This window comes from Kineococcus glutinatus (genome assembly GCF_039542765.1).
GTDB classification, from domain to species: Bacteria; Actinomycetota; Actinomycetes; order Actinomycetales; family Kineococcaceae; genus Kineococcus_A; species Kineococcus_A glutinatus.
Genome location: NZ_BAABIL010000062.1, coordinates 23,863 through 35,549 on the forward strand (window position 1 = coordinate 23,863; position 11,687 = coordinate 35,549).

8 protein-coding genes are annotated in these 11,687 nt (G+C 73.7%); 6 read left to right on the forward strand and 2 right to left on the reverse strand.

Features of this window, described 5'->3' with window-relative positions; all coding sequences use genetic code 11:
• The first annotated feature begins 6 nt into the window (after positions 1-6).
• From ileS to ABEB16_RS03355, 3 genes are read left to right on the forward strand one after another with little or no spacing between them, the layout of a single operon-like run.
• On the forward strand, positions 7-3,177 hold the full coding sequence (ileS, locus tag ABEB16_RS03345; RefSeq protein ID WP_345710863.1) for an isoleucine--tRNA ligase: 3,171 nt from the start codon (positions 7-9) through the stop codon (positions 3,175-3,177).
• Complete coding sequence (locus tag ABEB16_RS03350; RefSeq protein WP_345710854.1) at positions 3,174-4,553, forward strand: bifunctional folylpolyglutamate synthase/dihydrofolate synthase; 1,380 nt, start codon at positions 3,174-3,176, stop codon at positions 4,551-4,553. The genes ileS and ABEB16_RS03350 overlap by 4 nt, the downstream gene beginning before the upstream one ends.
• Before the next feature lie 13 nt (positions 4,554-4,566).
• Positions 4,567-4,917 carry a DUF4233 domain-containing protein gene (locus tag ABEB16_RS03355; protein ID WP_345710855.1) on the forward strand — a complete coding sequence of 117 codons (351 nt, stop codon included), beginning with the start codon at positions 4,567-4,569 and terminating at the stop codon, positions 4,915-4,917.
• Between the two features lie 75 nt (positions 4,918-4,992).
• Here the strand turns inward: ABEB16_RS03355 and ABEB16_RS03360 are convergent, their stop codons facing one another.
• Both ABEB16_RS03360 and ABEB16_RS03365 read right to left on the reverse strand, forming a co-directional pair.
• Entirely contained in the window at positions 4,993-7,041 is a 2,049-nt protein-coding gene (locus tag ABEB16_RS03360; protein ID WP_345710856.1) for a carbohydrate-binding module family 20 domain-containing protein, read from the reverse strand.
• A 184-nt stretch (positions 7,042-7,225) separates the two neighbouring features.
• Positions 7,226-8,641 (reverse strand): sugar porter family MFS transporter, encoded by a 1,416-nt coding sequence (locus ABEB16_RS03365; RefSeq protein ID WP_345710857.1) that lies wholly within the window; start codon positions 8,639-8,641, stop codon positions 7,226-7,228.
• A 165-nt stretch (positions 8,642-8,806) separates the two neighbouring features.
• Between ABEB16_RS03365 and ndk the strand changes: the two genes are divergently transcribed.
• The 3 genes from ndk to ABEB16_RS03380 all read left to right on the forward strand — a co-directional run.
• Positions 8,807-9,244 (forward strand): nucleoside-diphosphate kinase, encoded by a 438-nt coding sequence (gene ndk / locus ABEB16_RS03370; protein WP_345710858.1) that lies wholly within the window; start codon positions 8,807-8,809, stop codon positions 9,242-9,244.
• A gap of 201 nt (positions 9,245-9,445) precedes the next feature.
• The gene (locus tag ABEB16_RS03375; RefSeq protein ID WP_345710859.1) at positions 9,446-9,835 is read left to right on the forward strand and encodes a response regulator transcription factor; all 390 of its coding nucleotides are present in this window, start codon (positions 9,446-9,448) and stop codon (positions 9,833-9,835) included.
• A 26-nt stretch (positions 9,836-9,861) separates the two neighbouring features.
• Positions 9,862-11,687: ATP-binding protein (locus ABEB16_RS03380; RefSeq protein ID WP_345710860.1), on the forward strand; the 1,826-nt coding region annotated here is incomplete at its 3' end.

Genomic DNA, 11,687 nt, shown 5'->3' on the forward strand with positions numbered 1-11,687 from the left:
CGCGCCGTGCCCGCCAGCCCCCGCTTCCCCGAGATCGAGCGGGGCGTCCTCGACTCCTGGGCGGCCGACGGCACCTTCGCCGCCAGCCTGGAGCGGCACCCCCGCGGGGTGGACGAGTTCGTCTTCTACGACGGCCCGCCCTTCGCCAACGGCCTGCCGCACTACGGCCACCTGCTCACCGGCTACGTCAAGGACGTGGTGCCGCGCTACCGCACCATGCGGGGGCAGCGGGTGGACCGCCGCTTCGGCTGGGACTGCCACGGCCTGCCCGCGGAGGTGGAGGCCGAGCGCCAGCTCGGGATCACCCACAAGTCCGAGATCGAGGACATGGGCGTCGCCCGGTTCAACGACGCGTGCCGCACCTCCGTGCTGCGCTACACCGCGGAGTGGGAGAGCTACGTCACCCGCCAGGCGCGCTGGGTGGACTTCGCCGACGACTACAAGACCCTCGACACCGACTACATGGAGTCGGTGATGTGGGCCTTCAAGACGCTGTACGACAAGGGCCTCGTCTACGAGGGGTTCCGGGTCCTGGCCTACTGCTGGCGCTGCGAGACCCCGCTGTCGAACACCGAGACCCGGATGGACGACGTCTACCGCCAGCGGCAGGACCCGGCCGTCACCGTCGGGTTCGAGCTGACCAGCGGCCCGGCCGCCGGGGCCCGCGTCCTCGTCTGGACGACCACGCCGTGGACGCTGCCCAGCAACCTCGCCGTCGCGGTCGGGCCGGAGATCGAGTACGCCGTGGTGGAGAAGGGCGGCGAGCGGTTCGTGCTGGCCGCGGACCGGGTCGCGGCCTACGCGCGCGAGCTGACCGCCGAGGGCGCCGAGGCGCCGCAGGTGGTGCAGCGGCTGCGCGGCGGCGACCTGCTCGGCTCGGCGTACACCCCGCCGTTCTCCTACTTCGCCGGGCACGGAGGAGCCCACCGGGTGCTGCCCGCCGACTACGTCACCACCGAGGACGGCACCGGCGCGGTGCACATCGCGCCCGCCTTCGGCGAGGAGGACAAGGCCGTCACCGACGCCGCGGGCATCGCCGCCGTCGTGCCGGTGGACTCCCGCGGGGAGTTCACCGCCCAGGTCCCCGACTACGCCGGCACCCAGGTGTTCGAGGCGAACAAGCAGATCATCGCCGACCTCAAGCGCGTCGCCGGCGCGGTCACCGCGGGCACGCTGCTGCTGCGCCAGGAGACCTACGACCACCCGTACCCGCACTGCTGGCGGTGCGGCAACGCGCTCATCTACCGCGCGGTGTCGAGCTGGTTCGTGGAGGTCACGAAGATCCGCGACCGGATGGTCGAGCTGAACCAGGAGATCACCTGGGTGCCCGGCCACGTGAAGGACGGGTCCTTCGGCAAGTGGCTGGAGGGCGCCCGGGACTGGTCGATCAGCCGCAACCGGTACTGGGGCAGCCCGATCCCGGTGTGGACGTCCGACGACCCGCGGTACCCGCGCGTGGACGTGTACGGCTCCCTCGACGAGCTGGAGCGCGACTTCGGGGTGCGCCCGGCGGACCTGCACCGCCCCTTCGTCGACGAGCTCACCCGCCCCAACCCGGACGACCCGACGGGGCGCTCCACCATGCGCCGGGTCCCGGAGGTGCTGGACTGCTGGTTCGAGTCCGGCGCCATGCCGTTCGCGCAGGTGCACTACCCGTTCGAGAACACCGAGTGGTTCGAGAGCCACTACCCGGGCGACTTCATCGTCGAGTACATCGGGCAGACCCGCGGCTGGTTCTACACGCTGCACGTGCTCGCCACGGCGCTGTTCGACCGCCCGGCGTTCCGCACCTGCGTCTCGCACGGCATCCTGCTCGGCGACGACGGCCGCAAGATGAGCAAGTCGCTGCGCAACTACCCGGACGTCTCCGAGGTGCTGGACCGCGACGGCTCCGACGCGATGCGCTGGTTCCTCATGTCCTCGCCGGTGCTGCGCGGGGGCAACCTCGTCGTCACCGAGCAGGGCATCCGCGACAGCGTGCGCCAGGTCCTCATGCCGCTGTGGAGCACCTGGTACTTCTTCTCCCTCTACGCGGGCACCTCCAGCCACACCCCGCGCTGGCGCACCACGTCCCCCGACGTGCTCGACCGGTACGTCCTGGCGAAGCTGCACGACACCGTGGTGACCGTCACCGGCCAGCTCGACGGCTACGACGTCTCCGGGGCGTGCGCCAGCGCCCGGGAGTTCCTGGACGTCCTGACGAACTGGTACGTGCGCCGCTCCCGGGAGCGGTTCTGGGACGGGGAGTCGCAGGCCGCGCGCGACGCGCTGGACACCCTGCACACCGTCCTGGAGGTGCTCACCCGGATGCTGGCCCCGCTGCTGCCCCTGATCGGCGAGGAGGTGTGGCGCGGCCTGACCGGTGGGCGCTCGGTGCACCTGACCGAGTGGCCCGACGCCGACGACCTGCCCGCCGACCCCGAGCTGGTGGCGGCGATGGACCGGGCCCGCTCGGTCTGCTCGGCGGCGCTGTCGCTGCGCAAGGCGGCGAACCTGCGGGTGCGCCTGCCGCTGGCGCGGCTGGAGGTCCTCGACGACCCGGAGCTGCTGCGCCCGTTCGCCCAGCTCGTCGCGCAGGAGGTCAACGTGCGCGACGTCGTGCTCGGCACCCCCGAGCGCGCGGTGGAGTTCGGCGTGGTGCGCCGCCTGGCCGTCAACGCCCGCGCCGCGGGCCCGCGCATCGGCAAGGAGGTGCAGACCGCGATCCGCGCGGCGCGCTCCGGCGACTGGAGCGAGACCGACGGCGGGGTCGTCGCCGGCGGCGTCGCGCTGCGGCCGGGGGAGTACGAGGTGACCCTCGCGGTGGAGGGCGGCGGTGGTGGCGAGCGCGCCACCGCGGCGCTGGAGTCCGGTGGTTTCGTCGTCCTGGAGACGGCGGTGACCCCCGAGCTGGCCGCGGAGGGGCTGGCCCGCGACGTCATCCGGCTGGTGCAGCAGGCCCGCCGCGACGCCGGCCTGCACGTCGCCGACCGCATCCGGCTCACCGTCGCCGCGGACGGGCCGGTGTGGCAGGCGCTGGTGCACCACCAGAACCTCGTGGTGGGCGAGACGCTGGCGCAGCAGTTCGGCTCGGCGGGCTCGGCCGACGCGCTGCCGGCGGAGCGGGCGACGCTGACGGGCAGCGTCGAGGGCCACGAGGTCCGCATCGCGGTCGAGCGGGCGGAGGAGCTGCGGTGAGCCGCGTCTCCCGACCCGCCCACCGCCCGGACCCGGAGGTGGAGCGCCGCTACGCCGAGGTGGTCGCCGAGGTGCTCTCCCGCAACCCCGAACACCGCATCCACCCCACCCTGGACCGGGTGCGGGAGGGCTGCGCGCTGCTCGGCGACCCCCAGCTGGCCTACCGCGTCGTGCACGTCACCGGCACCAACGGCAAGACGTCCACCACGCGCATGGTGGAGCGGCTGGTGCGCGAGCACGACCTGCGCACCGGCCGCTTCACCAGCCCGCACCTGTCCGACGTCACCGAGCGCATCGCGATCGACGGCGAGCCGCTGAGCCACGAGCGGTTCGTCGCGGTCTGGCAGGACGTCGAGCCGGTGGTCCGCCTCGTCGACGAGCGGGCGCAGGCGGCGGGGCAGCCGCGGCTGAGCTTCTTCGAGGTGCTGACCCTCATGGCGTTCTGGGCGTTCGCCGACGCCCCCGTCGACGTGGCCGTCGTCGAGGTGGGCCTCGGCGGCACGTGGGACACCACGAACGTGGTGCAGCCGGACGTGTGCGTGGTGACGCCGGTGTCGATGGACCACGAGGCGTGGCTGGGTTCCACCATCGCGGAGATCGCCGCCAACAAGGCGGGGATCATCAAGCACGGCGCGACCGCCGTGCTCGCCGCGCAGGAACCGGAGGCGGCCGAGGTGCTGCTGGCGCGGGTGGCGGGCGAGCGCTGCTCCGTGGCCCGCGAGGGCGTGGAGTTCGCCGTCGCCGACCGCCGCCTCGCCGTGGGCGGGCAGCTGCTGGACCTGCGCACCCGCGGTGGCACCTACGCCGACGTGCTGCTGCCGCTGCACGGGGCGCACCAGGCGCACAACGCCGTCGTCGCGCTCAGCGCCGCCGAGGCGCTGCTCGTGGAGGCGGGCGGCACCCTGGACCCGGCGGTGGTGGAGGCGGCGTTCGCGGACGCCACCTCGCCGGGGCGCATGGAGGTGGTGCGCCGCTCGCCGGCCGTCGTGCTCGACGCCGCCCACAACCCGGGCGGCGCCGCGGTGCTGGCGGAGGCGCTGGCGGAGGCGTTCACGTTCAGCCGCCTCGTCGGGGTCGTCGCGGTGGCCGCGGACAAGGACGCCGAGGGGGTGCTCGCCGCCCTGGAGCCGGTGCTCGCCGAGGTCGTCGTCACGCGCTCCTCATCGCCGCGCTCGATGGAGCCGGCGGAGCTGGCGGAGCTGGCCGAGGGCGTGTTCGGCGAGGACCGCGTCCACGTCGCCGAGCGCGTCGACGAGGCCCTGGACGTGGCCCTCGGGCTGGCCGAGGCCGAGGCCGACGTCACCGGGGGGGTGGTCGTCACCGGGTCGGTCGTGCTGGCCGGTGACGCCCGCACCCTGCTGCGGGTCCAGGCGTGAGGGGGGTGCGGCGGTGAAGAACCCGCGGCGGGCGATGGCCGCCACCGTGCTCGTGTCCGAGGCGCTGGTCGTGCTGTTCGCCGCCCTCGTCGCGATGCGGCTGTCGGGGGCGGGCACGGCCGCGTCGCTGGGCGCCTTCGGGGCGCTGTCGCTGCTGTGCCTGCTGTGCGCGGGGTTGCTGCGCGTGCGCGCCGGGTACGTGCTGGGCTCGGTGCTCCAGGTCGCCGTCGTCGCCGGGGGTCTCCTGGTGCCCCTGATGTTCGGGGTGGGTGCCCTCTTCGCCGTGCTGTGGTTCACGGCGCTGCACCTGGGGGCGCGCATCGAGCGGGAGCAGGCGGAGGTGGCGCGCCGGTTGCGGCCGTGACCGGCCGGACGGCGCGGGTGCGGCAGGGCCCGGCGGGACGATCCCGCCGGGCCCCCGTGCCGCCGGGGTGTTCCGTCAGCGCCAGGTGTCGCTGAGGCCCACCGAGCCGGACGCGCCCGTGGTGTAGGTGCGGTTGGCGCCGCCCTCCCACGTGTACGTGCCGTCCGGGTTCTTCTTGACGTACTTGTACTCGAAGCGGGTGTTCGCCGGGAGGTCCACCGCCGCGGTGGTGCGCCAGGTCGGGTACGCCGCCGAGGACAGCGCGATGGCCTTGGCGGGGTCCCAGGCGCCCAGCTGCGGGCTGCTGCCGACGAGGTGGACGTTCTGGCCGTACGTCGTGGTGGCGCCGACCGCGAAGCTCACGGCCTGGGTCGTGGCGACGGTGTCGCCGCGGAAGGTGTCGGCCAGGGTGAGGGTGCCGCTCGCCGGGACGGTGGCGGTGCGGTCGGCCCCGCTCTCCCAGACGACGGTGCCCGCGCCGTCCACCTTGACGTACTTGTACCGGAAGGTCGTGCCCGCGGCGAGGCCGCTGACGCGCCCGCTCCACGTGGAGCCGGCCCCGGCGGTGAGCGCCACCCCGGAGGCGGGGGCCCAGCCGCCCAGCGCGGCGTCGTCACCGACGATCCGCACCGTCTGCCCGGGGGTCGTGGTGGCGGAGACGCCGACCTGCACGGCGCCCTGCTCGCAGCCCGTGGTGCACGCGCCGCCCCGGGCGCCGACGTGCAGGGCGACGACCTGGCCGGCGGGGACGCTGATGCTGGCCTGGCCGCCGGAGACGGTCACGGAACCGGCGGTGCAGGTGGTGCCGGAGACGCGGCCGCCGTAGACGTTGCAGTAGCTGCCGTCGGGCAGGCCGGTGCTGAAGGTACGCTGCAGGGTGGAGCCGCCGCGGTTGAACACGGCGAACGCCTTGTCGCCGCGGCTGAAGGCGACCTGGTTGCTGCCGTTGGTCCACCAGTTCTGCAGGGCGGCGGTGCCGGCGGAGTTGCGGAAGCCGACCATGCCGGAGATCGTCGCGCGCCGGTGCTCGCAGATCCACTCGCCGCCGGCGCAGTCGACGTCCTTGGTGGTGTTGCCGCCGTTGCTGGGCGGGCCGGCCTCCTTGTCGTCGAAGCGGTAGCTGGACATCAGGACGGGGCTGCCGTACGGGTGGGCGAGCAGGAACGCATTGGCGAGGTCGTACAGCTCCGCGCCGCTCTTGTAGGTGAGGCTGGCGGTGCCGTCGCGCTGGGTGTCGTGGTTGTCGATCCAGGTCTTGGCCTTGTCGGCGGGCATCCACCCGGGGTCGCTGCCGATGTTCTGCAGGGAGGCGAGGTTGCCGTCCCGCACGGCGTTGCCGACGCGGGGGCCGAAGGCGAACTCCCCGGCGTCGCCGAGGACGGCGTACTCGCTGGAGGGCACGACGTCACCGGGCTGGCTGTAGACCTCGTGGTAGACGTAGTAGGGCTTGGTGAGCTTGCCGTAGATCGCCTGGAAGTCCGCCACGGGGACGTGCTTGGCGGCGTCGACGCGGAACCCGGCGACGCCGATGGCCAGCAGGTCGTTGAGGTAGTCGGCCAGCTTGGTGCGGACGTGCTCCGACCCGGTCCTGAGGTCGGCCAGGGCCAGCAGGTTGCAGTTGCGGATCTCGTCGCGGTTGCCCCAGTTGGAGATCGAGCGCTTGCAGTCGTTGAAGTCGCCCGGCCCGTAGGGCACGGCGGGGAAGGTGTAGTCGCTGAAGGTGCTGCCTGCGCTGCCGGTGCCGGACTGCCCGGTGCCGGCCATGTGGTTGATGACCACGTCGGCGTAGATCTTCACGCCGGCGGCGTTGCAGCGGTTCACCATGTCGGTGAACTGGGCGCGGTTGCCGCTGCGGCCCTCGATCTTGTAGCTGATCGGCTGGTACTTCTGCCACCAGGGGTAGCCCTGGCCCGGCAGGACGATGTGCTCCTGCGGCGGGGAGATCTGCACGCCGCCGAAGCCCTGTGGCCCGAGGACGGTCTCGCACTCCTTCGCGACGTCCGTCCACTTCCACTCGAAGAGCTGCACGGTCACCGGCTTGCTGCCGGGCGGAGCCGCCACCGCCGGGGTGGTGGCGGTGGCGGCGGAGGCGATCATGCCCGCGGCGGCCAGACCGAGCGCCACCAGCGAGGTTCCTGCGCGTCGCGCGGCGGTGCGCGAGGCGGTTGTCGTCATCGTCGACGTCCCTTGCGGTCGGGGGGAGGGGTGACCGAAAGGTAGCTCTATGCAATGCAAAGAGCAATCACGCGTTGCAAGATTTTGCAGCCCGGCGGTGCGGCGGTCCGCTGCCGGCCGGGCGGCGGCCGCGTCAGGTGCCCATCTCCTCCAGCTCGCGGCCCTTGGTCTCCTGCACCGCCCGCCACACGAAGAAGAAGGAGGCCAGCGCGAAGGCGGCGTAGAGGCCGTAGGCCAGCGGCAGGCCGACGTCGGCCAGGGCGGGGAACGTCGTGGAGATCGCGAAGTTCGCCAGCCACTGCGCGGCCGCCGCCACGGCCAGGCCCGCGGCCCGGATGCGGTTGGGGAACATCTCCCCGAGCAGCACCCACACGACCGGGCCCCAGGTGGCGCCGAAGGAGATGACGTAGACGTTGGCGGCCACCACGGCGATCGGGCCCCACGACCCCGGCAGCGTCGGCGCGTCGCTGGGCCCGCCGGCCTGGGAGAAGGCGATCGCCATCGTGGTCAGGGACGCGACCATGCCCACCGAACCGGCCAGCAGCAGCGGCTTGCGCCCGATCCTGTCCACGGTGGCGATGGCGATGAACGTGACGACCACGTTCGTGACCGAGGTGATGACGGAGGTGGTGAAGGCCTGCGACTCCTCGAAACCCACCGACCGCCACAGCGTCGTGGAGTAGTAGAAGATCACGTTGATGCCGACCGCCTGCTGCAGCACCGACAGCAGCAGGCCCACCCAGACGATCCCCTGCAGCCCCAGGCGCGGCCCGCGCAGGTCGCGCAGGCTGGGCTTGTCCTCCCGGTGCGCGCTGGCCCGGATCTCCTCGACCTTGCGGGAGATCGCCGCGGGGTTGAGCAGGCCCAGCACGTCGCGCAGCACGTCGCCGGCGCGGCGGGTCTCACCGGTGGCGATGAGGTAGCGCGGCGACTCCGGCACGGTGAGGGCCAGCAGCGCCCACACCACCGAGGGGATCGCGCCGGACAGGAACATCCAGCGCCAGGCCTCCAGCCCCAGCCAGCTCTGCCGGTCGGCACCGCCGGAGGTGTTGGCGATGAAGGCGTCGGACAGCAGCGCGACGAAGATGCCGATGGTGATCATGAGCTGCTGCAGGGACGCCAGGCGTCCGCGGATGTGCGCGGGGGCCACCTCGGCGATGTAGGTGGGGGCGATGACGGAGGCCACGCCGACGCCCACGCCGCCGACGAAGCGCCACAGGATGAGGTCCCAGACCGCGAAGGCGAAACCCGAGCCGACCGCGCCGACGAGGAAGAGCCCCCCGCCGACGACCATGACGGCCTTGCGGCCGAAGCGGTCGGCCAGCCCGCCGGCGAACCAGGCGCCCAGGGCGGCGCCGAGCAGGGCGCAGGACACGGCGAAGCCCTGCAGGGTCGGACCCAGGTCGAAGGCCCCGGCGATGGCGTCCACGGCGCCGTTGATGACGGCGGTGTCGAAGCCGAAGAGGAACCCCCCGATGGCCGCCACCACCGAGATGAGCACGGCCTTGGTGGTGGTGTGCTGCTCCTGGGCCGTTGCGTCCGACGACATGGCGTTCCTCCTCGACGACACCGCGACCACCGCCGGGCGGTCGCACCGCCGGTGATCGTCCTCCCGCACCCCGCGCCCCGCATCCCGTGGCTCACCCGGTCGGCCGCGCGGACGGGGCGCGGCGGCCCCCACGAGGGGGGCGGGACCGCCCGCTAGGGTGTCGCCGTGGCCGACCCGACCGCTGTGCAGCGCACCCTCGTCCTCGTCAAGCCCGACGGCGTCCGCCGCAACCTCGTGGGGGAGGTGCTGCGCCGCATCGAGGCCAAGGGCTACTCGCTGGTCGCGCTGCAGCTGCGCACCGCCGACCGCGAGCTGCTCGCCGGGCACTACGCCGAGCACGAGGGCAAGCCGTTCTACGAGCCCCTCGTGGAGTTCATGTCCTCCGGGCCCGTCGTGGCCGCCGTCGTCGAGGGCCAGCGCGTCATCGAGGGCTTCCGCGCCCTGGCGGGGACCACCGACCCCACGACCGCGGCCCCCGGCACGATCCGCGGCGACCTCGCCCGCGACTGGGGCCTGCGCGTGCAGCAGAACCTCGTGCACGGTTCGGACTCGGAGGAGTCGGCCGCCCGCGAGATCGGGCTGTGGTTCCCCGGCCTCGGCTGACCGCTCCCGGCTGAGCCCGGCCGGCCCGGCGCGCTGCGCCGCCCGGGTGGTCACCGCCCCCTCTCGTCACCGCGCGTACCGGTGTGCCCCCGCTCGGCGGCACCCGGTCGCCCGCCCGACCTCAAGCGCGTCGCCGTTCGCGCCGATGGACCCGGGGTCGGGGCCTCGCCAGGGGCCGGGGCCGAGGAGGGGACGCAGACCGTGGCCAGAGTTCTCGTGGTCGAGGACGACCAGGACATCCGCACGCTGCTCGAGGTCCGCCTGCGCGCCGCGGGCCACCGCGTCGTCGGCGCGGGCTCCGGCGAGGCCGCGCTGGAGATCGTGGCCGAGCGCGGGGCCCCCGAGCTCGTCGTGCTCGACGTCTCCATGCCCGGGCGCAGCGGCCTGGAGGTCCTGGCCCAGATGCGCACCGACCCCGCCTGCGCCGCCATGCCCGCGATCTTCCTGTCGGGCCGGGTGCAGCCGGAGGACATCGCCGCGGGCCAGGCCCTCGGCGCCACCTACCTCACCAAGCCGGTCGTGCTGAGCGCCCTGCTCACCGCCATCGACCGCTCCCTCGCCGCCCGGGTCGGCGCCGCGGGCGGCTGGTGATGCGGGGCCGCCTCGGGCGCTGGACCGTGGCGCGCCTGCTCACCTCCGGCTTCCTCCTGGCGATCGTCGCCGTCGTCGTCGTCGGCACCAGCTCCTACGTGCGCATCGGCGGCATGCTGGGCGAGCGCACGCAGGTGGAGGACTCCTACCACGTCATCGACCGCGTGGAGGCGCTGCGCGGTCTGCTCAAGGACGCCCAGCGCGGCCAGCGCGGCTACATCATCACCGGCCGGGAGTACTACCTCGACCCGTACCGCGAGGCCTTGGGCCAGATCGACGACAACCTCGCCGTGCTGCGGTGGATGACCGGCGAGCGCGCCGGCGGCACCGAGCTGCACGCCGAGCTGGAGACCGCCGTGCACGACCTGCTCGGCGAGCTCGACGAGACCATCGAGCTGCGCCGCGCCGCGGGCTTCCCGGCCGCGCAGGCGGTCGTCGTCACCGACCGCGGCCGCACCGACATGATCACGGCGCAGACCGTCCTCGACCGGCTCGAGGACCGCGAGCGCGCCGACCTCGCCCGGGCGATCGCCGCCAGCGAGGCCAGCGCCGCGCAGACCCGCCAGCTCATCCTCGGTGGCATGGCCGTCGGGGTGCTGCTCAGCGCCGCCGGTGCCTGGTGGGTGACGCGGTCCGTGACGCGGCCCGTCCGGCGCGTCACCGCCGCCGCGCAGCGGCTGTCCGCCGGGAAGCTCAACGAGCCGGCGGAGGTCTCCGGCCCCTACGAGGTCGCGCAGATGGCCAGCGCCGTCAACGCCTCCGTGGAGGTCCTCACCCGCGCCCGCGACGAGGCCGTCGCCGCCACCGCCGCGAAGTCGGCGTTCCTGGCGACGATGAGCCACGAGATCCGCACCCCGATGAACGCCGTCATCGGCATGACCGACCTGCTGCTGGACACCGACCTCGACGCCGACCAGCGCGAGCTCGCCGAGACGGTCCGCGACTCCGGCGACGCGCTGCTGGGCATCATCAACAACATCCTCGACTTCTCCAAGATCGAGGCGGGCGAGCTGGAGCTGGACGACGAGCCGTTCTCCGTGCGCGCCTGCGTGGAGAGCGCCCTCGCCCTGGTCAGCCACCCCGCCAGCGCCAAGGGCGTCGAGCTCGTCGGCCACGTCGACGAGTCCACGCCGCCGGTGCTGCGCGGCGACGTCACCCGGCTGCGGCAGGTCCTGGCGAACCTGCTGACCAACGCGGTGAAGTTCACCGAGCACGGCGAGGTCGTCATGACGGTCAGCGCCGAGCGCCTCAGCGCCGAGCCGGGCGGGCCCGTCCGGCTGCGGATGGCGGTGCGCGACACCGGCATCGGCATCCCCGCGGACCGGATGGACCGCCTCTTCCGCTCCTTCAGCCAGGTGGACTCCTCCACGACGCGCTACTACGGCGGCACCGGTCTCGGCCTGGCGATCAGCCAGCGCCTGGTGCGGGCGATGGGCGGGGAGCTGGAGGTCGACAGCGTGGTGGGCGTCGGCTCCACGTTCACGGCCGTCGTCGTCCTGTCCGGCAGCGCCGCCCGCCGCGACGGCGCCGAGGTCGCGGTCGAGGGGGTCCTCAGCGGCCGCGCCGCCCTCGTCGTCGACGACAACGCCACGAACCGGCGCGTGCTGCGGCTGCAGATGCAGACCTGGGGCATGGAGTGCACGGACGTCGGTTCGGCGGCGGAGGCCCTGGCGCTGCTCGCGGCCGGTCGCGCGTTCGACGTCGCCGTCCTCGACATGCACATGCCGGGCACGAACGGCGAGCAGCTGGCCAGCGCGCTGCGGCAGCTGCCCTGCGGGCGCGACCTGCCCCTCGTGCTGCTGACGAGCGTGCACTGGCGCCCCGACCCCGACCGCGCGCCGGTGTTCGGGGC